This is a genomic window from Robertkochia aurantiaca (assembly GCF_020166495.1).
GTDB classification, from domain to species: Bacteria; Bacteroidota; Bacteroidia; order Flavobacteriales; family Flavobacteriaceae; genus Robertkochia; species Robertkochia aurantiaca.
Genome location: NZ_JAINZS010000004.1, coordinates 100140 through 125209 on the forward strand (window position 1 = coordinate 100140; position 25070 = coordinate 125209).

Annotated in this window: 21 protein-coding genes; 4 read left to right on the forward strand and 17 right to left on the reverse strand. The window is 44.0% G+C overall.

The window, feature by feature from the left end; translation table 11 throughout:
* Position 1: 1 nt before the first annotated feature.
* The 9 genes from K7R10_RS06210 to porV all read right to left on the reverse strand — a co-directional run bounded on the left by K7R10_RS06210 (position 2) and on the right by porV (position 9551).
* Positions 2-1483: a DUF389 domain-containing protein gene (locus K7R10_RS06210; protein ID WP_224483820.1), complete on the reverse strand. Its 1482-nt coding sequence runs from the start codon at positions 1481-1483 to the stop codon at positions 2-4.
* A gap of 9 nt (positions 1484-1492) precedes the next feature.
* A complete protein-coding gene (locus tag K7R10_RS06215; RefSeq protein WP_224483821.1) occupies positions 1493-2560 on the reverse strand; it encodes a mannose-1-phosphate guanylyltransferase in 1068 nt (355 codons plus the stop codon).
* An 11-nt stretch (positions 2561-2571) separates the two neighbouring features.
* Positions 2572-3171 (reverse strand): SprT-like domain-containing protein, encoded by a 600-nt coding sequence (locus K7R10_RS06220; RefSeq protein ID WP_224483822.1) that lies wholly within the window; start codon positions 3169-3171, stop codon positions 2572-2574.
* Positions 3172-3183: 12 nt separating this feature from the next.
* Positions 3184-3864 carry an SDR family NAD(P)-dependent oxidoreductase gene (locus K7R10_RS06225; protein WP_224483823.1) on the reverse strand — a complete coding sequence of 227 codons (681 nt, stop codon included), beginning with the start codon at positions 3862-3864 and terminating at the stop codon, positions 3184-3186.
* 27 nt (positions 3865-3891) lie between these two features.
* A complete protein-coding gene (locus tag K7R10_RS06230) occupies positions 3892-4887 on the reverse strand; it encodes a M28 family peptidase (RefSeq protein WP_224483824.1) in 996 nt (331 codons plus the stop codon).
* Positions 4888-4960: 73 nt separating this feature from the next.
* Positions 4961-6640 carry a pyruvate dehydrogenase complex dihydrolipoamide acetyltransferase gene (locus K7R10_RS06235; RefSeq protein WP_224483825.1) on the reverse strand — a complete coding sequence of 560 codons (1680 nt, stop codon included), beginning with the start codon at positions 6638-6640 and terminating at the stop codon, positions 4961-4963.
* 6 nt (positions 6641-6646) lie between these two features.
* A complete protein-coding gene (pdhA, locus tag K7R10_RS06240; RefSeq protein WP_224483826.1) occupies positions 6647-7645 on the reverse strand; it encodes a pyruvate dehydrogenase (acetyl-transferring) E1 component subunit alpha in 999 nt (332 codons plus the stop codon).
* A gap of 156 nt (positions 7646-7801) precedes the next feature.
* A complete protein-coding gene (locus tag K7R10_RS06245) occupies positions 7802-8293 on the reverse strand; it encodes a cytidine deaminase (RefSeq protein ID WP_224483827.1) in 492 nt (163 codons plus the stop codon).
* Positions 8294-8396: 103 nt separating this feature from the next.
* Positions 8397-9551 (reverse strand): type IX secretion system outer membrane channel protein PorV, encoded by a 1155-nt coding sequence (gene porV / locus K7R10_RS06250; RefSeq protein ID WP_224483828.1) that lies wholly within the window; start codon positions 9549-9551, stop codon positions 8397-8399.
* Positions 9552-9954: 403 nt separating this feature from the next.
* Between porV and gldJ the strand changes: the two genes are divergently transcribed.
* Both gldJ and K7R10_RS06260 read left to right on the forward strand, forming a co-directional pair.
* Positions 9955-11604, forward strand: a complete 1650-nt coding sequence (gene gldJ / locus K7R10_RS06255; RefSeq protein ID WP_224483829.1) for a gliding motility lipoprotein GldJ — start codon at positions 9955-9957, stop codon at positions 11602-11604.
* A 64-nt stretch (positions 11605-11668) separates the two neighbouring features.
* Complete coding sequence (locus tag K7R10_RS06260) at positions 11669-12946, forward strand: UDP-N-acetylmuramoyl-tripeptide--D-alanyl-D-alanine ligase (protein WP_224483830.1); 1278 nt, start codon at positions 11669-11671, stop codon at positions 12944-12946.
* Between the two features lie 74 nt (positions 12947-13020).
* Here the strand turns inward: K7R10_RS06260 and K7R10_RS06265 are convergent, their stop codons facing one another.
* From K7R10_RS06265 to K7R10_RS06275, 3 genes are read right to left on the reverse strand one after another with little or no spacing between them, the layout of a single operon-like run.
* A complete protein-coding gene (locus K7R10_RS06265) occupies positions 13021-13623 on the reverse strand; it encodes an OmpW family outer membrane protein (protein WP_224483831.1) in 603 nt (200 codons plus the stop codon).
* Positions 13620-14258: a DUF4136 domain-containing protein gene (locus K7R10_RS06270; RefSeq protein WP_224483832.1), complete on the reverse strand. Its 639-nt coding sequence runs from the start codon at positions 14256-14258 to the stop codon at positions 13620-13622. Before K7R10_RS06270 ends, K7R10_RS06265 begins: the two co-directional genes overlap by 4 nt.
* A gap of 20 nt (positions 14259-14278) precedes the next feature.
* Positions 14279-14695, reverse strand: coding sequence for a hypothetical protein (locus tag K7R10_RS06275; protein ID WP_224483833.1), 417 nt, complete (start codon positions 14693-14695; stop codon positions 14279-14281).
* Between the two features lie 260 nt (positions 14696-14955).
* On the opposite strand from K7R10_RS06275, the gene K7R10_RS06280 reads away from it, so the two are divergent.
* The gene (locus tag K7R10_RS06280) at positions 14956-16155 is read left to right on the forward strand and encodes a glycoside hydrolase family 53 protein (RefSeq protein WP_224483834.1); all 1200 of its coding nucleotides are present in this window, start codon (positions 14956-14958) and stop codon (positions 16153-16155) included.
* Here the strand turns inward: K7R10_RS06280 and K7R10_RS06285 are convergent.
* Both K7R10_RS06285 and K7R10_RS06290 read right to left on the reverse strand, forming a co-directional pair.
* Complete coding sequence (locus tag K7R10_RS06285; RefSeq protein ID WP_224483835.1) at positions 16152-16919, reverse strand: LytR/AlgR family response regulator transcription factor; 768 nt, start codon at positions 16917-16919, stop codon at positions 16152-16154. The genes K7R10_RS06280 and K7R10_RS06285 overlap by 4 nt on opposite strands.
* 2 nt (positions 16920-16921) lie before the next feature.
* Entirely contained in the window at positions 16922-18004 is a 1083-nt protein-coding gene (locus K7R10_RS06290; RefSeq protein ID WP_224483836.1) for a sensor histidine kinase, read from the reverse strand.
* A gap of 219 nt (positions 18005-18223) precedes the next feature.
* Between K7R10_RS06290 and K7R10_RS06295 the strand changes: the two genes are divergently transcribed.
* Positions 18224-20650: a TonB-dependent receptor domain-containing protein gene (locus K7R10_RS06295; RefSeq protein WP_224483837.1), complete on the forward strand. Its 2427-nt coding sequence runs from the start codon at positions 18224-18226 to the stop codon at positions 20648-20650.
* 89 nt (positions 20651-20739) lie between these two features.
* Here the strand turns inward: K7R10_RS06295 and K7R10_RS06300 are convergent, their stop codons facing one another.
* The 3 genes from K7R10_RS06300 to K7R10_RS06310 all read right to left on the reverse strand — a co-directional run bounded on the left by K7R10_RS06300 (position 20740) and on the right by K7R10_RS06310 (position 24801).
* A complete protein-coding gene (locus K7R10_RS06300) occupies positions 20740-21945 on the reverse strand; it encodes an OprO/OprP family phosphate-selective porin (protein WP_224484310.1) in 1206 nt (401 codons plus the stop codon).
* A 62-nt stretch (positions 21946-22007) separates the two neighbouring features.
* Positions 22008-22832 (reverse strand): formate/nitrite transporter family protein, encoded by an 825-nt coding sequence (locus K7R10_RS06305; RefSeq protein ID WP_224483838.1) that lies wholly within the window; start codon positions 22830-22832, stop codon positions 22008-22010.
* Between the two features lie 226 nt (positions 22833-23058).
* On the reverse strand, positions 23059-24801 hold the full coding sequence (locus tag K7R10_RS06310; protein WP_224483839.1) for an amidohydrolase: 1743 nt from the start codon (positions 24799-24801) through the stop codon (positions 23059-23061).
* Positions 24802-25070: the final 269 nt, after the last annotated feature.

The following is a 25070-nucleotide window of genomic DNA, read 5'->3' on the forward strand; positions in this document are numbered from 1 at the left end:
GTCAGTTAAACGCCCTTGTACGTATACTGTCATTCTTGGTACGCACTTTAAGCCAGGCCGCCAGTTTTTCCATATCAGCCTTTTTTTGCTTGTTACTCACGTTACCTTTCCACTTGACGAAAAATACCGGTATGGTATCGGTTTTGGCAAAGTTGGTAACGATCTCATTGGCAAACCCCAGTTCAGAGATCCGATCGAAATTGATCTTGATCTCTTGGCTTATATCTTCGAAAGGCACGTCATTATAAGCATATCTGCGCAAACGCTCGACTTCCTGCTCAAGCACAGCGATCTGCTGTTCCTTATTGGCAATCTCCTGCTTCTTCGTTTCATAGAGCTCGTTGACATACTGAAATTTGTCTTCGGTATCTCCGTCATCACCGCCCTTAATGATCAGGTCAGTATTCTTGAGAGCGGGATAATTCTCCATTTGAGACCGCCATGTTTCAACGACATTATCAGGAATCTGTTCTCCCATATATACCAATTCCAACCTGGGATCAACTCCTTTATTGTAATCAATGGTCACATAGTTTTCCAGAAAAAAACCATTACCTGAAAATTTATAGGGTCGCACATTTTCAGTCAAAAAGTCCTTGGCCTGTTTTTGAAAAACCGACTCCTGCCATACGTTAAAAAAAGTATAGGTTGCCGGAATCATTACAAGTATGGCAACCACAGACGCGATCTGGCCTATACGCTTTCTTTTCTTCGAGTTGGCATAACGCACCATTGGAAAGCGCAATATCTTTATAATAACGAAGGTCGCAAGGGCTATGAATATCGCATTGATGATGAAAAGGTACATGGCTCCTCCCGCATATTCAAAATTAGCAATCGCCAGACCGAAACCTACCGTACACAAAGGTGGCATCAGGGCTGTGGCAATCGCCACACCAAATATAACACTGGCAATGGTACCTTTTCTTGCTCGGGCGATCACCAATGCCATTCCGCCGAAAAAGGCAATGAGAACATCCCTGATATCGGGAGCGGTTCTTGCCAGCAATTCAGATGATTCATCCTGAATGGGGAATATGGCGAAAAACACATAGGCGGTGAGAATACTCAAAACCACCATGACAGCAAAGTTTTTAAGCGACCTCCTCAACAAGTCCACGTCATTAATAGCCACCGACATCCCCACACCGAGAATCGGTCCCATCAAGGGGGATATAAGCATCGCACCGATCACAACGGCCGTAGAGTTCGCGTTAAGACCTATCGAACAGATAAAGATAGAACAGATGAGAATCCATGACGTATGCCCTTTGAAAGGAATATCATTTACGATACTCTGCTTGGTATTCTCTTCGTCTGTATTTTCACGTATATCGAGCAATTCCACCAGGAAAGCCCTGAAACTTCCCATAAAGCCGGAAAAGTCTCTTTTCGCTTTAGCGCCCTTATCATCAGATGATGGCTCAGGTTTTTGGGTTGGGGTAATATTATCCTGGTTTAATTTATTTTTTTCTTCTTCCATAACTAATAATTATTCGCCAAACCTGGATTTGACTTCGGCCGCGACAGCCTTGATCTGTTGCTCTTCAGCTTTGGGGTAAATTAATAACACATCTTTGCGGTCGACAACGATATAATCGTTCAGACCTTCGATCACCACCAGCTTTCCCTTCTCGGTACTTACCATATTTCCTTTCCCGTTCCTGATAAGGGCACGGGCATTGATCACTGCATTACCTGCCTCATCCTTGGCGACCTCGTTATAAAGAGACCCCCAGGTACCCAGATCGTTCCAGTCAAAATGAGCAGGCAGGACAAATATGTTCGATGCGGGTTCCATAATGGCATAATCGACAGAAATATTTTCAGCCTCCGGGTATTTTTCTTTGAGAAAAGCATCCTCATTTTCAGTATTCAGTTGATCCATTCCCTGTTTAAAATGATCGTAATGGGAAGGACTATACTTTTCAAAGGCTTTCAGGACAGATTCCACACTCCAGATAAATATACCCGCATTCCATAGAAAATTACCCTTTTCAAGGAACTTCCTGGCCGTTTGATAATCGGGTTTTTCCCTGAACTGTATAACTTTTCGAACAGGCTCATCTCCCGGTTCATATTCAATATACCCGTAGCCTGTATTGGGAAAATCTGGTTTAATTCCGAGGGTCATCAGGATATCTTCCCCGGCACAGCGCTCGAGGCAGATCGAAATATCGTTCTGAAAGGCAGCCTCATCTTCGATCCAATGATCACTGGGAGCAACTACCATCACCGCATCAGGATCCATTTTACTGATCTTCAGGGATGACAGCAAGATACAAGGAGCCGTATTGCGCATGGCCGGCTCAGGTATGACCTGTTCCCGTGCTATCTGTGGCAACTGTTCAAGCACCAGATCCGTATACCGCTCATTGGTAAGAATATAAATATTTCGTACAGGTATGGTTTGAGCAAACCGTTGAAACGTCTTCTGAAGCAACGAAACACCTGCACCCAGCATATCGTGAAATTGTTTCGGATATTCCGGGGTACTTTGGGGCCAGAAACGGGATCCAACTCCTCCGGCCATGATGAGAACATAATGATGTTTATTCATAGGAAGGAGTATTAGGTGGAAAGGAGTTCCACTTCAGCATTGGGCTGAAAAAGATATATTTTCCCCGTATCAACTTCGATACATTCATAGCGTTTGACGCGTTTGTTTCCTTTTTTAAAAACCTTTCCATTATAAATTCTGAAAAGGGCCCCGTAAGGCAGCTCAAAGATATAATTTTTATCGTTTTGAGGATCAAATTGTTTGAGCGCCAGTGACAGGTTAGCATCGGTATCACTACTTGCCCGGGGATTTCTGAAGTGAGCTGCTATAACAGGTAACAAAGAAGACGGAAAGACAGCCGGGTTGATGAACGGCAGCATAAGAGTCTGAAAGGTCCTCTTCCACTCAACACCGTGAGGCTTGATCCGGAAGCCATATTTTGTAAAGGCTACCAGATGAGCTATTTCATGAACAAGGGTTATAAGAAACCGGTATTTGTTAAGGTTCGCATTGACAGTGATCTGGTGACTTCCATCGGGCAACCTCCGGTAATCCCCGTGCCTGGTGACCCTTTCATTGACCACCTTTAAATGAACATGGTGCGCCCGAATCATTTCAAAACAAGGCGTGACAGCCTGTTCAGGAAGATATTTCCGCAAAACCTCACTCATAGATCACTGCAGCTAGGGGGTGGTACTGCTTACCTGCAGCAATTTACCGTTGTAATAGCGATTTCCTTTTAAGGCAAAATCTGCAATATATTCTGCCATTTCAGCCGCACTTACAGGAGCTTTCATTCCAGGAAAGGCCGCTTCCAGCATTTCAGTCTGCACGGCCCCAAGTGCCAGCACATTAAATGCGATACCCGACTCTTTATATTCTTCAGCCAGCAGTTCGGTCAAAGTGATGAGAGCACCCTTAGACGAGCTGTAAGCCGAAAGCCCCGGGAACTTCACGCTACCCTGAACGCCACCCATACTACTGATGTTTATCACATGAGCACCTTCCTGCATAAAAGGAAGAATGCGCTGGGTGATCGCGGCAACTCCTATCACATTAACTTCAAACACCTTTCTGAATTCCTCAGAGGTGATTTGCTCAAAGGATTTATGAAGAAAACTGCCGGCGTTATTTATAAGAATGTCAGCAGCTCCCCATTGATTTGTAAGGAAACCGTCGAGTTCTTCCAGGTCTGACTGACTTGAAAGATCGAATGAAAAAGCAGTCACTTCGGGCAAGTTCAACTCTTTAACCGGCTTATCATTTCTTGAAAGCGCAAGGATCTGATGGCCTTGAGAAGCTAAATGCTTTACCAGTTCAAAACCAATCCCACGGCTGGTACCTGTAATTATAATCTTCTTCATCGTTCAGCTTTTATTAATAAATTCCATTCACTCTGCCTCCGTTTCGCTCCATTGTAACTCCCGCGAAGCACTGTTTGAAAATCCTTCAACAACGGGTACCAGTTTTTTTATGAATGAGGTCATGTGAGGAACATCCATAAGCTGCGCCTCATCACCTACCTTATGATAAAATTCAAAATTGGTAAAATCGAAGGTGGAAAGAGTTTGAGCAGGAACCCCCATGATCTCGTAAAAGGCATAATTATCTGAACGCCTGAAAAGATTATATTCTCTAGCCTGGGGTAAAAAACCGGTCAATTCACTTCCGGCATAATTATTTATGAGTTCACCCATGTTCGATCTCTCAAAACCTGTCAGGTAACTGGTGCATTCCCTTTGCATGGGTACGCCGATCATCTCCAGATTCAGAACCATATAAATATCTGTTCCCTGCTGCTTTAATTTTTCAGCCAGATGCTTCGCCCCTTTAAGACCATTCTCTTCAGCAGCGAACAAGGCAAAAATGACACTCCTTTTATTCCCGGCTCTGGAGCCGAAATACTTGGCCAGTTCCATTACCGCCACTGAACCTGAGGCATTATCATTGGCTCCATTGGCAATACTATCACCTGCCTGAGGTTCAATGACACCAATGTGATCATAATGTGCCCCCACCAAAACGTATTCATCCTTCAATTCGGGATGGATTCCGGGCACCACACCCACCACATTGTATGCTACCTGATCGAAATTGTTAAGGGTGTCCAGGTATGATTCAAAAAAAGGCTTCACGCCGTGCTTTTCAAAAGCCTGTACTGCATATTCAGCCGCCATTCCCAGTCCGGGTTCGCCCGAGGCCCTTCCTTTCAGCTCATCACTGGCCAGATAAGAAAGAGAAGCGCGCACCTCTTCAGAAGCTATTTCGTATTTATTTCCCGTAGCCGAACGACTTGCTGTATTTTCAGTGGAATTATTATCGCCTCCGGCACTTTTACAAGCAAAAACCGTAAAGGCCAGGATGGATAAAAAGAAGATCTTGTTCATAGGTTTCAATTTGATTTTAAATATATTAAAAAATCCCGCCGTTGGCGGGATTTGTTCGTATCTCATTTCAGGCTTAAGCCAGCATGGTTACAGGATTTTCGAGATAAGCCTTAAGTGTCTGTAAGAACTGAGCCCCTGTCGCTCCATCGACCGTTCTGTGATCACAGGCGAGGGTTACCTTCATCGTATTACCCACAACGATTTCGCCGTTTCTTACCACCGGCTTCTCCACAATCGCCCCTACAGAAAGAATGGCAGAATTCGGTTGATTGATGATGGAGGTAAATTCCTGAATTCCAAACATCCCCAGGTTAGAAACGGTAAAGGTACTACCTTCCATTTCCTGCGGAGTAAGCTTCTTATTTCTTGCTTTACCGGCCAGTTCCTTAACCTTACCACCTATTTGTGTCAGGCTCATCTGATCGGTAAATTCCAGAACAGGCACCACCAGGCCTTCGTCAACGGCTACAGCCACCCCTATATGAACATGATGATTATAAACAGTTACATCATCTTTCCAGCTGGTATTCACCTGAGGGTGTTTTTTAAGAGCCATGGCACAGGCTTTCACCACCATATCATTGAAAGAAACCTTGGTGTCGGGTAACTCATTAATATGAGCACGCGACTGCATGGCATTCTTCATATCCACCTCAATAGTCAGATAGTAATGTGGTGCGCTAAACTTGGATTCTGCAAGGCGTCGGGCAATGGTTTTGCGCATCTGAGAATTTTTAACCTCCTCTGTGCGTTCTTCACCTGCCGGAACGAATGCCAGCGCTTCAGGAGCACCTTCCTGCTTACCGGCCGCCTGAGGAACTGTTTTTTCTTCAGCGGCTTTAGCAGAAGCTTTTGGCTTGAAGTTCTCTATATCTTTCTTAACGATTCGTCCGTTTTCACCGGAGCCTTCCACCTGAGCAAGGTCAATACCCTTCTCTTCAGCCATTCGTCTGGCCAATGGGGATGCAAAAACGCGTCCTCCGGATGCTGTTTCAGGAGCCTCAGTAGCTTCAGCCACTTCCTGAGAAGCCTTATCCTGGCTTGCAGAGGAGGCCTCTTTTTGTTTTTCATCTGAAGCAGAGGAAGAACTGCCCCCCGATGAAAGCGCCTTCAGAACCTGATCAACATCGGTACCTTCCGGCCCGATTATGGCCAATACGTCATCTACCGGAGCACTCTTTCCTTCTTCAATACCGATATGCAACAAAGTTCCTTCATGAAAGGATTCAAATTCCATAGTTGCCTTATCGGTTTCAATTTCGGCCAGTATGTCTCCTTCCTCCACTTTATCACCAACGTTTTTAAGCCAGGTAGCAACGGTTCCCTCTTCCATGGTATCGCTTAGTCGCGGCATGGTAACAACCTCAACGCCTTCAGGCATTTCAGCTCCTGAATCTTTCTGATCTGAATCGGTTTCACCGGAAGCCGATTTATCTTCATCCTGTGATTTTTCAGAACTCTTATCGTCTGAACCTGATTCAGACTCACCATTGAGTAGCGAAGAAATATCTTCTCCCTCTTCACCGATTATGGCAAGTAAAGAATCTACCGGAGCACCTTCTCCTTCTTCGATACCTATATGCAATAAGGTCCCTTCATGGAAAGATTCAAACTCCATAGTGGCCTTATCTGTTTCGATTTCGGCCAGTATATCGCCTTCTTCAACTTTATCACCTACCTGTTTCAGCCACTTTGCGACGGTCCCTTCTTCCATGGTGTCACTCAGACGAGGCATTTTAATTACTTCAGCCATGCTTAATTATAATTTATGTGGTAAAAAAGGATAATCCTCTTGTTCATATACCGAGTCGTACATCACATTTTTCTCAGGGAAATCTGACTCTTCAGCAAATTTCTCACACTCCTTCACCATCTGCTTCACTTTCTTATCGATCTCCTCCAGCTGGCTTTCGTCAGCATATTTCTTTTCAAGTATTATTTCGCGTACCTGAGAGATCGGATCTATCTTCTTATACTCTTCCACTTCTTCTTTGGTTCGGTAGTGCTGAGCATCAGACATGGAGTGACCGCGGTAACGATAGGTTTTCATTTCAAGGAAAGTAGGACCTCCACCTTTTCTGGCTCTCTCCACGGCTTCACTTACCGCCTCGGCCACTTTCACGGGATTCATTCCGTCAACAGGACCGCAAGGCATGTCATAACCAAGCCCGAGTTTCCAGATCTCCTGTTCTCTTGAAGTTCTGGCAACTGAGGTACCCATAGCGTAACCATTGTTCTCACAAATGAACACTACCGGAAGATCCCACAACATAGCCAGGTTAAAAGATTCGTGTAAAGAACCCTGACGTACCGCTCCGTCACCCATATAACAAAGGGTTACAGAGTCACGCTTGAAATATTTATCTGCAAATGCAAGCCCGGCACCCAAGGGGATCTGACCTCCCACGATACCATGACCACCATAGAAATTATGTTCTTTTGAAAAGATGTGCATCGAACCACCCAATCCCTGAGAAGTTCCGGTGCCCTTTCCGTAAAGTTCAGCCATAACCCTTTTAGGATCCACTCCCATACCGATGGGCTGCACATGGTTACGATAGGCGGTGATCAATCGGTCTTTTTCAATGTCGATGGCATGTAAAGACCCGGCTAGTACCGCTTCCTGACCGTTATACAGGTGAAGGAAACCCCGCACCTTCTGTTGAATATAAACGGCCGCCAGTTTATCTTCGAACTTCCTCCAAAACAGCATGTCTTCATACCATTTCAGATATACTTTCTTAGTAACTTTCTTCATGTAAATTTATTTAATGCTAAAACCTGCAGGGAGCGATGCTGATTGTACCGCTATCAATTCCTTACATTTCTGTTCCATTTGCAAAAAGCAATACAAAAGTAGCACTTTAAAGAAAAGTGGAAAAATGAAAAACGGTCTTTTATGCCACATTTTCGCTCACAGCTCATCAAGCGATTTCCTGTTAAAAACCAGGGGCAGGATTGATTGCAGATCCGGGGTCATCATCACCTCTCCGGTTTCACCGGTAAAATAGATACGAATGGGTGATCCCTGCTTAGATTCATATTCGGCTATAGCCTGGCGACAGGCACCGCATGGAGGAACGGGCTGAGACACGATTCTCAGTTCAGACCTGGCAGCTATGGCTATGGCCTCTATCGGATCATCGGGATATTGCGCTCCGGCCTGGTAAACAGCGACCCTTTCAGCGCACAGACCGGAAGGATACGATGCATTTTCCTGGTTGCTCCCTACAACGACCGCTCCTGAAGCTGTTCGAAGGGCAGCTCCAACCTTAAAGCGAGAATAAGGAGCATAGGCACTGTCTCTGACCGTCATGGCCCTGACAATAAGTTCCCGGTCTTGCTGAGGAACTTCTTCAACTGACCCAAAAACGGTCAGTTCGGATGTAATAGTAATTTTTTTCAATTCCCTGATTTCTCCTGTTAGGATGAAGTTACTAAAAAAATACCAGCCTCCACGGTAGAATAAACAGCCGAGTTCACTAACGAGCTTCAGAAGCTATGTCTGATCAGAGGTTATTATACTCACCTCCCAAATTAAAGGTAAGGGAAAAACGAAGTGTATTTTCAAGTGGGTTTCTCACCCTGGAAGTGGAAAAAAGATAGGAAAGGTCTATGGTCGTCGATTTGAAACCAAAACCTGCGCCCAGGGTAAAAAACTGCCGGGCCCCCTTCTCTTCATTTTCGTGAAAATAACCCGTTCTTACGGCAAAGGCTTCTCTGAACATATATTCAGCTCCCAGCGCATAGGTGATTTCCTTCAATTCTTCACTAAAGCCATCTGGGGCATCGCTGAAAGAAGAAAACATCCCGCTGAAAAACGATTCGTTGTAATAGTCATCTTGCGAGTCTATACGTCCATCACCATTCGAATCGCTAGGTGTGGGTACCAGCAATTTATTGAATTCAAGATTAACACCCAACCTATTATCCTGGTCAAAAATAAAATCAAACCCTCCTCCCAGCTTCAGATTGGTCGGCAAAAATGTCTCCCGACCTTCTTCATCGTATTTTATTTTTGGCCCCACGTTGGAGATATTAAAACCGCCTTTCCATCTTCCGTTAAAGCTACTGTATGCAATTTCAGCAGATTGAAAATAACCTGCTACGTCTACAGCAAAAGAGCTTGCAGCACTGGCATCGATACCCTCTTCAGGAATCTTAAGGTTCGAACGAAGGTATCTCCCGGCTACAGCCATTGAGAAAGTCTCACTAAGCTTCAACGAATAGGAAGCATCGACAGCCAACTCGTTAGGGCGCTGAATAATGGGAGTAAGACCTTGCAAAGCCTCGTCTTCAGTAATAAACTCAATATCTCCCAAACTGAAATATTTAAAACTGGCCGCCCATGCACTTCGCTCATTAATACGATTATACACGGTACCATTGAGCAAGGCTATATCATTGACCAATTGACTCAGGTAAGGCGTATAACTGATCCCGATGCCGATCTGCCTGGATGCAAAAGCATATTTAGCCGGATTCCACTGCTGAGAATAGGCATCGGGGGTCGTACTGGCCCCTAACTCACCCATTCCGCCGGCCCTTGCATCTGCGGTTATCAAAAGAAACGGAACTCCCGTTGTAATCACCCTGGACTCTTCCTGAGCCCTGAGTCCACACCCCAAAAAAAGTATGATCAGAAATACGTAATAGTTCTTCATGTCAGGGATTATTTTCAACAAATATAAAGTATTATGTACGTGCGGCAAGCTTTACCGATTTACAGCACGTTCATAGGATTAACGAATATAGAACTCATTTCATATGTAGTACCTCATATTTTTAAGGGATATACCCCCCTATTCGATAAAACCAAAACTATCTTCGCTCAAGCACAGGCCCTCTGATTAAAGCTGCCTCAATTCAGAGCCTTCCAAGGGCTGAAAACTTCATTTTCAGCAGGGAAAAAAGAATCAGGCACATAATAAAAAAACGTTTTTTTCGTTTTGACAACAACATGGAAACGTTTGACAACATTAACGGCCTTATTTCAATGAAAAAAATTGAATTGAAACACTTAATTGCTATATTGCAAGCCTATTTAAGACAACTCAAATCTTAATTATGAGAAAGTATCTATTTAACGCATGCCTACTGTGCGCAGTGGCCTTGACGGGTTTTACCAGCTGTAAGAACAGCGGGTCTAAAAACGTCTCCAGAGCTACCGGGTGGCAGATCAATTCCAAAGAAGGAGGCTTTCAGTACAATACAAGCTTTAAGGAGCAGGAAACAGCACCAGGGCTCGTATTTCTCGAAGGTGGGACCTTCACCCGCGGAAGGGTGCAAGATGACATCATGCACGACTGGAACAACAGCCCAAGCCAACAACACGTTCAGTCATTCTATATGGATGAAACCGAGGTAACCAACAAAATGTACATGGAATACCTCGATTACCTGAAAAGTGTATATCCACCTGACAATCCTGCATATGCCGATATCTATAAAGGCGCCCTGCCAGATACCCTGGTATGGAGAAACAGGTTGGGATACAACGAGGTGATGACCAATAATTACCTCAGACACCCGGCTTATGCCGAGTATCCTGTAGTCGGTGTTAACTGGGTACAGGCGGTACAGTTTTCTGAATGGAGAACAGACCGTGTAAACGAACACATACTAGAAAGAGAAGGGTACCTTGCCCGAAACACAAAATATGCCGTTACCCAGGGAGATGTAAACGGGACCTTCAGCACTGAAACCTACCTGAACAGTCCTTCAAACATCTATGGTGGTGAGATCGACTCACTGCAGGGAAAGGCACAAAGAGATTCTACAAACGTATTTGCCAAGCGTTCAAGCGGAGTAATCATGCCCGCTTACAGACTGCCTACAGAGACAGAATGGGAGTATGCCGCTCAGGCTATCGTAAGTACCCGGGAGTATAACAACTACCGCGGACGTAAAAAATATCCTTGGGAAGGTCAGTACACCCGATCTGGAAAAAGAAGAACCCGTGGTGATCAATTGGCCAACTTCAAACAAGGAAAAGGGGATTACGGTGGAATCGCCGGATGGTCTGATGACAGTGCTGATATCACGGCCCAGGTAAAATCATATCCTCCAAACGACTGGGGACTTTATGACATGGCCGGAAACGTGGCCGAGTGGGTAGCTGATGTATACCGCCCTATTGTAGACGATGAAGCGAACGACTTCAATTATTATCGTGGAAACGTCTACATGAAAACAGCCATCGATAATCAGGGGAAAGTTGAGATCGTTACACAGGAGAACATGCGCTATGATACGCTTCCGAATGGAAAGGTCGTGGCAAGAGATCTCCCCGGAGAAATCGCCATGGTTCCTGTGGATGAAAACGACACTTATCTCAGAACCAATTTCGACAAGAGTGACAATCGTGATTACCGCGATGGTGACCCGGGCTCTACCCGTTACTTTGATATGTTTAACGGTGAGGAAGACGAAAATGATCCCAAAAAGAGAATGTACAATGCACCTACGCATACCATTAAAAGAGACTCTGCCGGAAACATTATTAAACAATACGACACCTCCAACAGCCGTACTACCCTGATCAACGACGAAGTAAGGGTGTACAAAGGAGGTTCATGGAGAGATCGCGCCTACTGGCTCGACCCGGCCCAAAGAAGGTACCTGCCTCAGTATATGGCAACCGACTATATCGGCTTCCGTTGCGCCATGTCAAGAGTAGGTTCAAAAGCCAAAGAGAAAAAGACTCCAAGACATTAAATAGATTGTTTTCTTTATAGAGAGCCCTGAAGAAATTCAGGGCTTTTTTATTTACATTTACCCTATGAAAATTGAAGCTATACACGAACTTTTTCTGAATTCTGCAGGCATCACCACAGATACCCGCAGCATTAAACCGAATACCATATTTGTCGCTCTGAAAGGAGAGCGCTTCAACGGAAATGATTTTGCACTTGAGTCTCTGAAACAGGGCGCTTCCTATGCTATAGTCGACGAAAACATCGACCATGCAAATGTTCGGCTGATCAGAGTTGAAAACACCCTGAAGACCCTTCAGGATCTCGCCACCTTTCATCGCCAAACTTTAAAACTGCCGGTCATCGCTCTTACCGGTAGCAACGGAAAAACCACAACCAAGGAACTGATACATGCGATACTTGCAAAAAGGTACCGCACCGTTGCCACCCGTGGTAACCTGAATAACCACATAGGAGTTCCCCTCACCCTCCTCTCCTTTGACGAGGACACGGAGATCGGAATAGTTGAAATGGGAGCCAACCACCAGAAAGAGATCGAAATGCTTTGCAACATTGCTTATCCTGATTTCGGCTGTATCACTAATTACGGAAAGGCCCACCTTGAAGGTTTTGGCGGGGTCGAAGGAGTGATCAAGGGAAAATCTGAAATGTATGAGCATCTTATGGCTCATGATAAGGTGATCTTCTTCAATTATCACGACCCGGTCCAACAGAAAAAACTGAAGGGGTATGACAAAACCTATAGTTTTGGTGATGCTGAAGAAACCAACCTCTATTGCAGAATGATCGGAAGCAAACCATTTGTGAAACTCATCATCAATCACACCGAGATCGATTCGCAGCTTATCGGAGCCTATAACTATAACAATATAGCCCTGGCATCGGCCATTGGCCAGTATTTCGGTGTTTCAGATGAACAGATCAAAGAAGCCGTTGAGGCCTATGTACCTCAGAACAATCGTTCGCAAATAATCGAAAAGAACGGCAAACGGATCGTACTGGACGCCTATAACGCCAATCCAAGCTCTATGCTTGCAGCCCTGGAAAACTTTGCCGATACTGCGGTTAATTCTGACCGGCTCGCTATTTTAGGTGACATGTTTGAATTAGGTGAGAGCGCCAGAGAAGAACACCAGATGATCGCAGACCGTTGCAGAGAGCTCGAAATGGAAAAGGTCTACCTGGTGGGTATGAACTTCTTTGGTATCAACACCAGCTACCAACAGTTCAGAACCTATGAGGACCTGCAGATATATCTGCAGCAACACCCACCATCAGAATCTTCACTTCTCATAAAAGGATCCCGGGGCATGGCTCTGGAAAGAATATTGAACACTTTATAATCTTATTAAAAATTAACTTACGTTAATCAAAAGAAACAGAAAATCAATTCTTTTTAAAATCTCATCTCATTCTATCAGAAGAAGAACACCCAGCCTAAATCAAGAGTGGCATACGACAACGCATCCAGAACATCTGTATCAAAGGTTTTTAAGTATCTCCCGGTAAACTTAATTCCATTGTGATCATTAACCATGAAGATAAGCCCTAGTTCCGGTTTAATTACGAAGAACCAAACGTCATCTGAAGCTACAAACAAGCCAAATTCAGTCTCCCGATCAGTATACATAGTCCCCACACCAAGACCGGCAAATGCTTTGAATTTATCGCTAAAATCAAAATAGTAATCGGCCGTAAGCGTAATCGGCAAACTGAAAATCTTGCGATTCTGGAGTCCCGTTATAGAAACGGTTCCCTCGGTGTAGGTATCATAAGGAAGCTCTTCGTAAAAATTATTAAACCCAATATCAAATCCGAGAGCAAGATGTGACGCGATTTCTCTACGAAATTCAAAGGAAGCTCCTCCCCATCCTGTTTCAGACAGGTAATCGCTCATCCCGTCTGCGGGAATACCCACAGAGTAGTTGAAACCATAATATCCCTCCTGTGCCCTGAGATGGGAAAGAGTCATTAAGATCAAAAAGACCGGGATCACAATTATTTTAATTATACTTTTCATTGTACCAAATATGGTGATTGAACAAAACTCTGATCGACCGTATTCCTCAATCGTTCAGCAATGGATTCACTACTTCCTTCAAGCAACCCGTTAATAACCGCAGTCCATAACACGGGAATGTTCTCATTTACACCGATACCATCAGGCCAGGTCATCTGAATCAGTACACTGCCTGATCTGTAACCAGTGACTACGGGAGGGAAATACCCGGGGTACCACCAGCCCCATCCAGGCCCGTAACCGGGATAGCCCCACCAATTCCAATACCCCCAATCATAATAATAGAAAAGATTCGTAGTGGTAGTTGCCGATACCAGTAAAACAAGATCAGGATCATTTTCTTTATCGACTTCTGTATAACCATAATCGTTCATGTTTTGACGAATCTGGGCCAATATAGCCTCGGAATACTCATCATCTATAAATTCCGGATCTTCTCCATCAAAGTCACTGTCGTCGACCTCAATAACTCTTTCAGGCAACGTGTAAGTTCCAACCGTTGCGAAGTCAAAGTCAGGAGAATAATTGGTATATACAATATCCAGTTCGTCAGCATAACGTACCGACTCGCTATAACATGAAGTCAGCAATATCAGTAGCAAAAAGCCGGAAATTCTGAAAGCATTTATTTTCATGTGAATAATTTTTACCCCGATCAATTCATTTTTGAGAATTCACCTATAAAAGGAATATTACTCTGGAGGTCTGTACGAAGCACTGACTCTATATACTTTTCACCTTGAAAGAACTGACTTGCAAGCAACGGAGAAAGCTCCTTACGCATCTTTTTGTAATGCTTGAGCTGAAGTTTCTCGATCTCCATGTTATTTTTAAATAATCTTATGGTCAGATCATCTGCCTGCTCATCTGAAATGTCAGGATAGTTCTCTGCATAATCTTTCAGAATTCCAAAACGCTCAGCACTCAACTTCTGCTTATCCGACATGTAGGTTTCATACAAAGGCCAAAAGACCTCGCTATCCTGGTCAGAGAGATCCATGAATTCGGCTATCATCTGTTTTTTTTCCAGACCCCAGGCATCTTTGATCAGCTCAAGTTCAGATGTGCTCATTTGGGCTGAGATTAAAGAGGGCAAAAGAAATATAAAAATCAAGACCAGGGTGCCGTAAAACTTTTTGAAAGATTTCATACAATTTTCTTTTTACAAGGTAAGCCAGAGTTTGTTTTGGGATCATTCAAATCTAAAAAAGAATTCCCACTATAAACCATCTAATTATTTGAATTTCTACTAATTACACAAATCTCAGTTCAAACGCCATAAAAACACCATCAATTACACTTTTCTTTATATTTATCTTAAAAACCAGCCATATGTCTTTACTTCTTAAAAGAGAATTCATCCTGATCTCAGCTACAGCCTTAACGGTTTTCCATATCCTTACAGGTTGTGGAAGACAGGCTGAGAACACACCTGAAAGTTCCTTTACAGAGAGGGGCTCCGGCAAATATTACCCAGAAAAAACCAACACCTCCTTTTATTTTGGCGCAGATCTGTCGTATGTAAATGAAATGGAAGATTGCGGAGCAATCTATTACGATCACGGAGGTAACCGAACAGACCCCTACCAATTGTTTTCAGAATCAGGTGCCAATCTGGTAAGGCTCAGGCTATGGCACTCTCCCCTGTGGACTGATTACAGCACCTTAACAGATGTCAAAAAAAGTATAAGACGGGCAAAGAAAAACGGCATGAGGGTCATACTGGATTTTCATTATTCAGATGACTGGGCCGACCCCAAAAAGCAGGAAATTCCTGCAGCATGGAAGAATCAACTCAACAACACAGAATCACTGGGATACCTGTTATATCAATACACCTTTGACACTCTTGAAGATCTGAAAAAAGACCGGCTTTTACCAGATATAGTACAGATAGGAAATGAAATTAACGGCCCAATTTTAAGAGAGGGCGAGGCATATGACTCAATCAATTGGACAAGAAACAGTTTTTTATTGAACAGAGGTATTCAGGCCGTCAGAGACTTTAAAAAAAAATCCGGCAGGAACATCGAGATCATGCTGCATATCGCCCAGCCCGAGAATGCCTTAAATTGGTTTGCAAAAGCTCATCAAAACAAGGTGACAGATTATGACTGGATTGGGGTTTCTTACTATCCGATATGGTCTGAATATTCACTTGACAATCTGAATAAACCTTTGGAGGAGCTCCGCTCCAAGTACCGTAAAAAATTAATGATCGTTGAAACCGCCTATCCCTTTACTTTAGAAAACGCAGATCAGGCCGATAACATTCTTGGTAAAAAGGCCCTGATCGAGAAATACCCGGCCACACAGGAAGGTCAGTTAAACTATCTGTTGAGGCTTACAGAGATCATCCGAAAATCAGGAGGCAGCGGACTGGTCTACTGGGAGCCCGCATGGGTCTCAACGGCTTGTAAAACACGCTGGGGAACAGGATCTCACTGGGATAACGCCACCCTTTTTGATCACGAGAACAAACCCACCCTTGGATTAAGTTTCTATTATAATTCCCTGAACAATCAACACTAAAAATCCATCCAGGATTTAAAATCACCCGCATTTTTATTGCTTACCAATACATCTTCTCCCGGCTCAGGGTTAAGGGATACCTTTAGTCTTCCTTTAAAATAAGGCCGCACCTCGCTGACCGAGTTTATATGTACCAGAAACTGACGGTTCGCCCTGAAAAAGTCTGAAACATATAATTCATCACTCAAGGCATCAAGGGTCTTATCGATCAAAAATCTTTTCCCCTGTCGGGTCACCAGAAACACCTCTCCCCTTGCTGCCATAAAATAAGCTACCTCGTCATAATTGACAGTTTTAAATGCATGTCCTTCTTTCACCATAAAACGACTCCTGCGCCCCTGACCAACCTCAACTGTTTGCTGCTGTAACATGGTTTTCATGTTGTTCAGGTAATCTTTAAGTTGATTGTTTTGCAAATTTTCGTACTGCTTAATGGCAACCTCCAGCTTGGTATTATCAACAGGCTTCAGCAGGTAATCAATACTATTTAGCTTAAAAGCCTTCAGGGCATATTCATCATAAGCGGTAAGAAAAATAACAGGAGTCAACACCTCTACAGCATCGAAAATCTCAAAGCTGTTGCCATCGGCAAGGTGAATGTCTGAAATGATAAGATCAGGAGCCTCATTGGACCGCAGCCAATCAATGCCCTCTTCTACCGTTTCGATGCTTTCAAGAATTTCTGTCTGAGGCCGTATTTTAGTTATAGCTTCTGCCAATGCCTCTGCAGCATATGCTTCGTCTTCAATGATCAGAATCTTCATATTCATGATGGATCTAATAGCGGGAGTTCAACACCAAACTCCTCATCATTACTGTAAATCTTAATTTCTTTATCTGCCAAATGCTGATAGCGAGAACTGATATTTGATAATCCGGTCCTGGTAGAGACTACCTTTTCCTTTCTCAGCTGCAGATTATTAAGCACTTTCAGGTTTTCTGAATCTGCAGTAATACTAACTTCTAAGGGCCTCTTTTTGGTCGCTATGTTATGCTTTAAGGCGTTTTCCACTAAAAGCTGAAGGGAACCCGCAGGAATCTTCCTGTTCATCGCAGATTCGGGAATATCAAAAGAAAAATGCACTGTGTTCCCAAACCGGGTTTCCAGGAGAAATATATAATCTTTCACCAGTTTGAGCTCCTCTTTTACGGTAATCAATGGATTTCTATCAAAAGTCAAAAAAGATCGATACAGCTCCGAAAGCTTGTTGACAAATAACTCAGCCTTATCTGAGTCACGTTTGATCAAGGTTGACAATACATTGAGACTATTAAAGAGAAAATGTGGCTTCACATTGTTTTTAAGATTCTGTAATTCGGTACGAATCTGCTCTCTTTGCAACCGGGCATTTCGCAATAATTCCTTCTCCAGTAATTTCTGCTGTCTTTGCTTTTCTATGAAATAATAAAAGAATAATGAAAGTGCAGAACAGGACACATAGGCAATTCTTATGTTGATATCCGGAAATTCAAAACCGGGTAAAAGCAAGGCCGCCGGCAGAACCATCGTGAGCCAACTCAGAAATAAGGTCCCGGTAAAAAGCAATAAAAATTCAAGTGTAATTCGAATCCATGACTTTAACAGCTGAAACGTTTTACTATGAACGAATCGGGTGAGTGCCGCCTGATATAAAAAGAGAGCCAGAACAAAGATCATGCTCATCGACATATCTTTATAGATCAGAACATTATCCAGATTCGAAACAAATCTTACAAAACCTTCCACCCCATGATTCAGGTAAATGAGTATCGAGTAAAGCAATAGACCTGTAGCCAGAGCAAAGCCGATCCGTTTCAAAATTTCCTTTACCGTTATGTTTTCAGGTTTATAATTTCTTTGAGTCTCCATTCATCACAGCTTAAGCAGGCAATTTTCAAACGAATATAACGATTAATCACAATCTGCAACTCTTTGATCTTTTCCCTCTAAAAACTTCATCAGTCTGAAATCCTATTTCATTCCTCTCTGATCCCATTTCACCTCAAACGCATTGCCGGGGCAGGCAATATCAGGCAGTTTTGTCCTGTCAGCTGATCAAAAAACATTTTTAAAATTAAAAACAACGTGATGGAAACTTTAATGAAAACAGCCTTATTAATACTCCTGCTATTGCTTGCCCAATTGGGTCTCGCACAAAGCAACGAACTCAACGGCCTGGTGGTCGATGATCAACAACAGTCTATTCCCTTTGCTAACATTTCGGTGTTGCAAGCCAGCGACTCTACCATGGTTACTGGCGGAACCACCGACATGGACGGAAAGTTCCGCATTCCTCTCAAGACAGAAGGAAAATTCATTTTACAATGCAGTACCATAGGTTTCAGCACGGCCTATTCCCAGGCATTCATTCTGGATCAGCATTCAGGGCCCAAAGATTTCGGGGTTATTGCTCTGAAACCTGAATCTTATCAGCTTGATGAGGTCACCCTTACCGGGTCAAGACCCAATGTGGTTATGAAAGCCGATAAAATGGTCGTAAGGGTCGAAGGAACAGCCATGGCTGCCGGAACCTCTGCCTTAGAAGTAGTGGCCAAATCACCAGGCGTATGGATCGACCAGGAAGGGAATTTTCAAATAAACGGACGGAAAGGTGCAGAAGTTATGATCGACGGTCGCCTTACCTATCTTTCTGCACAGGAACTTACCACCTTATTAGAGGGGATGCCTGCTGAAAACATCGAAGATATCGAGATCATCGCTAATCCTTCTGCTAAATATGATGCTGAAGGTACTGCCGGAATTCTCAATATTAACCTGAAAGAGAACACCCTCAGTGGTTTCAACGGAAGCGCCTATGCGGGATACCAGTATAATGGGATCAACGTGTACAATACGGGAGTCACTCTGAACCATAAAAAAGGTAAATGGAATTCCTTTTTAAGTGCTGATATGGCCGGCAGAAATCGCTACAGAACAAACGAAACCTTCCGCAGCTTTAACGAAAACGGCGAAACAGCCATCATCAATCAGGACGGACGGGAAGACCGCAAACGCTTTGTTCCATCGATCAGAATCGGTACAGACTACAGCGTTAACGACAAGCATACCATCGGCGTGATGGCCAATATACTTTATCAAAACGGACATACCGATTGGAACAGCGACCTGACACTTGATGATTTTGACGGAAGCACCACCCAGATCGAAGCCAGAAACAGAATGGATGATGAATTCGACAATTCAACGGTTAACCTTCACTACGAAGGAAAGCTGGATACCCTGGGAACGACCCTCTCTTCGGAGTTCGATTACGTAAGACTCAATAAACAGGTAGACTCCAGATTTACCAACACCTATACTTTCCCCGACAATTCCACAGATCAGGAAATCTTTGTTTCAGACAATGCTTCTGCATATGATATCCTGGCCGGACGTGCTGATCTTAGCCTGCCGTTAAGAAAAGGAGGGCTAATAGAAACAGGGGTGAAATTCAGCCGGGTGGAATCGGGCAGTGACCTCTATTTCTTCGAGCGCATAGGAGACAATAATGTAATCGATCCGGAACGAAGCAATGAATTTTTATATGTCGAAGACATATTTGCAGCTTATGCGAGTTACAGCATGCGATTCAACGAGACGTGGAATCTTAAGGCAGGGCTGAGAGCTGAAAAAACCAAGGCACAAGGAACCTCACTGACCCTGGAGCAGGTTACAGACAGAGACTATCTGAATCTTTTCCCCAGTTTATTTCTGCAGCAGAATGTCTCTGAAAATTACTCGATCACCTATAATTACAGTCGCAGGATCATAAGACCGGATTATGACAGATTAAATCCTTTCATATTCTATATCGACCCTTTTACATACATCGAGGGAGATCCGAACCTGAGACCACAGTATTCTCACTCGTTCCAGCTAACACAGACACTGTTCAAGAAGTATAATATTATACTGGGAGCAGAGAAAGCCACCGATTATATTCTTGAGGTACCTGTACAGATGGAGGAAAGCAAGCAAACCGCCTATGCCGTAAGAAATATGGATAACTTCTATAATTACAGTGCAACCCTTGTATTTCCCGTGAAGGTCACCTCCTTCTGGTCGATGAACAACAACGTGGTCGCTGCACAGCAGGAATATAATACCCAGACAGAAAACGGTTATCTTGAAAACAAACAATTCTTTTTCATGGCCCAATCGAACAATGTCATGAACCTGCCGGGAAATACCAGGTTCGAGGTGAACGCCGCCTACCAGGGTCCCATGGCCTACGGAGTATATGAAGTCGGCAGTCAATGGTGGATCGATGCCGGAATAAAAAAGAGTTTTATGAACGATAAACTGGATCTGAGCCTGAGCGTCACCGATATTTTCAGAACAGCGGTATTAGATGTGACCACCACCATAAACAACAATGTGGCAGCCATGAGTCAGTATTTCGGTAACCGGTCTCTACGGGTTAATTTGAGGTACAACTTCAGTAAAGGGAAAGATTTTAAGAGCAGCGAACGAAAATCTGACCTGGAGGAGTTGAAGCGAGCAGGAGGCAAATAAGCTGTTTTTATGTCTCCCATCACGCCCCCGGCTATGCCGGGGGTTTTGGTATTTACTAAAAGTGAGGTACTTGCTAACCCCCTTCTCACTCAGAAAGAAATATCCCATTGAACACGCACCCGCACTTCATCTGTAACCGGAAAGGTAGGGCCCTCCAGTTCAAACCAGGTAACTTCGGCGGTAAGCTTATTGCGATGACCGGCAAAGAACCAATTTAAACCGAAACCAAGTTCCTTATGAAGATTATCTATTATACGTTCTTCAGGAGTATACCATGCATAACGGGCCGCTATCTCAAGAGGCTCAGGGATAAACCCCCAGGCCTGATGCAAAAAATACCCAGCCTGCAAATAACTTCCCTCTAATACCGTGGTCTGACCAAGCACCCGATCCTGAATTTCTTTATAGTGGGACTCATGCTGCCAGGAAAAGCCACGGTACATAAAAGCAGTTTCAAGCATTAGCTGGTTCACCCTGTACTGACCTTCGACCCCATCTTCAAATCCGACTAATTGTCCGCCTCCTGACGTGGAGAACCGAGTATAAGGACTTCGGTTGGTCACCCCTGCAAAAGCTATGATACCTTCCGGCTTTTTTGTAATGGATAGATCAGATCCTGTAAAACCCAACTCCCTGCCAAAAACATTCCACTGCAACCTTCCCACGTACATAAGGTGCTCATCGTCATTAGAAGAATTCCCCCTTCCCGTCCCGGTAAGAACTGAGATATTATAACTCAGGTCAAACAAGCGCTCCGGAAAGATTCTGCCATAAACCTCCACCCCCTGCTGCCGGTCAACCGTAAAGGGTCTGTTGATAATCGATCGGTCAACCAGCTGTTGTTTCCCCGAAGAGATCACACGTTCTCTTGTGAAGTATGTCTTCCACTGCCCTACCTTAAATTTTAAGAAATCCCATTTCTCGATCATCACCCGAAAATCGAGCAGATTTCCTCCCACCACATCATATTCCCAGTAGTATTTCAACCAGGGTTTGTAGGCGTGTCCGCCGATCTTCAAACGGGCCCTGTTCACTTCAAAAACATGGGTTTGAGTGTCCTGAAAATCTTCAAAGGTGATCGGATCCTGATCCTGGGGGTAAGCATATCTGAATTGTAATCGCGATTCGATTTGCAGCAGAAACCGGTCATCAGCAGACCTGAATTGAAATCCCTTATTGGTATATTGAAACTGCCGGTCGGCTGATTCCTGTGCTGACAAGTGACAATCCAGGAGCCCTAAGGCAAAGACCAGGCAGAAACAAAAAGACTGTTGTATGGCAAGCCTGAAAATCATTTTCAAGTTATATCAATTAAATATTTCCATGGGTTTTGAGATATGGGGGCCGGAAACCGGCATTAAAACCTTGGAGCAGACACGTCTCTCTTATTAGCTACAAAGGTGCCGTATTTCAATATGCCAACAAAAACCACTCCTCCCACTGCGTTTCCTGTTAGAGCCACGGCAAGAAAGACCAGATAGTTTAAGAAACTGATCCCGGGCACTTTTAAAAAGCCGACAAACATTTCAATATTCCCTACTATACTGTGATGCAGCCCGGCAATACTGATAATGAATGTGATGATATAAATCACCATGATCTTACCGAAAATATTGGAAGTAGAGGTCGTGATCCAGGACAATAATCCCATTAGCCAACCTGCCAGCACGGCACTACCCAGGATCACCCAATAACTGTAATGCGAAACATGCAGGACCAACCCCTTTATACCTTCGTGTGAAATTACACCCAGTGAAATGCCAAGGTTAGACAACGCCCATCCTATAAAGCATCCGCCGACTATGTTCCCTGATATGACTATACCCCACAATTTGGCAAGTTCAGAAAGCGGTCTCTTTCCACTTAAAACAGGCAATGATAAAATAGAGGTCTGTTCGGTAAAAAGAAGGGATTTAGCGAGAATCACCAGTATAAACCCAAAAGGGTATAAAAAGGCTGTTAAATAAGGTACGATCTCCTCCGGAAAGTATTTATGGAAGATCGTAAAGCCAATGACGACCATAAAAAAGGTAAAGCCAATTTCCAGACCTGCCATTAAAGCACTCAGAAAAGATGATACATTGTTTTTCCTGAAAGTTTCAAGGCCTTCGTATAACTGCCCGAGAAAAATATCATCATGATCCGGCTCTTCTTTCTCCTTTGGTTTTGACTCTTCACTCATCGGTTCAGGCAAGGTTTTAATTTTTATAAGTTAGGAGAATAAATGCGTTTCATCTAAATATGTCGATAATAATCGTCAAAATACACGATCACTACTAACCTCTCCTTTCGGCAAAATCCTTCAATGAAAATGCCTGAAAGAAAAAAGGGACTAACCTTTTCACCCTCAGGGTTTCACAAAAGAATGACGTTCTCCGGAAAAGCAGAATCATTTTATTCAGCCTCTGCTACGGAATCATCGCTATTCGCCCATCTCTTCGGTAAACCGTTTCCCCTTCCTTGATCGTCTCTATCACCTTAATATCTTTGAGGGCCATAGGCTCTACCTTAAGCGGGTTATTATCGAGTATGACGAGGTCAGCAAGCTTCCCTTTCGTAAGCGTACCTTTACGTTCTTCTTCAAAATGTTGCCAGGCACTCCATGCAGTGATCGCTTTCAGGGCCTGATAAGGTGTAAGACTTTCGTCAGCACCGATTACATCTCCGCTTCTTGAGACCCTGTTCACTGTGGTGTGCATGACCATCATAAGGTTTGGCAAGGCAACCGGAGCATCGGTATGACTGGTGACAGGCACCCCTTTCTCGATGGCTGATCTAATCGGACTGATCTGCTGAGCCTTTTCCGGGCCGATAATCTCCTTGTACCAGTCACCCCAGTAAAAAGTATGCATAGGGAAGAAAGAGGCTACCATATCGTATTTCTTCAAACTGTCTAACTGATCCATCCGCACCAACTGCCCGTGTATCATGACCGTTCTGCGATCATCATTGCCATACTTTCCACCGGAGGCTCGTACGGCACGGATTAATTGATCGAGAGCCGCATCACCGTTGGTATGAGCCAGTAATTGCCAGTTATTGGCAAAGGCCGAATCAACAATGGCCTGCACCTTTTCGTCTTCCGGTATGGCGGGATATCCTTTATAACCCTGTTGCTGCCCGTCTGGCGGGAGGATGTAGGGTTCGGTTCTCCAGGCCGTTCGCCCTTGTGGTGAACCATCAAGGGTAAGTTTGACACCCCCTATTCGGTAATGATTTTTATACTTGTCACTATTCCATTCTGATCGCATGTACTGCGGAAAAGCGTAATCGATATAAGAGACCACATCCAGTTTAAGTTTACCCCGATCTGCATAATCTGCCAGTTGCTCATGATTTTGCATAGACCTCCCATCCTGAGCGGTGGTATATCCATAACTGAACGCCATTTCCTGTCCTTTATCAAGGTAGTAATCCACCCAATTTTGCTCTTTCGGACTCAATGCCACTATCATGGCAGGTATGGCGGCTAGTTCTTCCAATACACCATTCGGCTCTTCTGATTGTGCCATCCTTCTGATAACCCCTCCTTCCGGGTTCTTACTGGAAGCATCATAACCGATGATTTCCAGACCTTTTGAATTGACCGCACAAAAATGACCGCTTATATGAGTGGCCATCACCGGTATTTCGCCTGAAACCTTATCGAGGTCTTCCCTGGTGGGATGGCGACCCTCTTTAAGAACAGCATCGTCATAACCCATTCCTATGATCCAGCCATTGGTTTTATCAGTTCCATTTTCTTCGTGCCATTTTTTCAGCGTAGTGATCAGATCGTCTATGGTGTTTACACTCCCGTCGGGCTCGGCCAGTAAGTTAGCCACCACGGCCTGAGTGCCAAAATTTGAAAAATGCGCATGCCCGTCAATAAAACCAGGTAACAATGTCTGGCCTTGCAGGTCGACCCGGGTGGCATTTTCAAATTCATCCGGCACACTCTCCTCTGAACCTACATAAGCAATCGTATCCCTGTATGTGATAAGCACCTCTGCATATTGAGGTTCTTCTCCCTCCATGGTAATGATATCACCCCCGTGGTACAAAGTAGCTGTACCGGCCCCTGAACCATTGTTTGCAGAGGTCGACATAGCCTTTTTACAGGAATAGGAAACCAGTAGTAATCCGATAAAAAAACTCCAGAATAATTTCATATTTACAATTTATGCTTTATTCATCTTACCTGCAGCCAATTCGCCGAGGCAGAAACTAATTTACTTATAATCATAACTTTAAAACTCCGGCATCGATAAAAGCATGCTGTTTTACGTTCAGAGGAGATAATGGGTTAGGGGATTAGTTATTGGAGATTAGTTATTGGGGGTTGTTATTATTCCCCTAAAGTCGACTTCCCATAACCGAAAGCTTCATTTTCAAAGTTTCCATATTTCATCCCGCCATACCCTTATACCCTCATCACCTC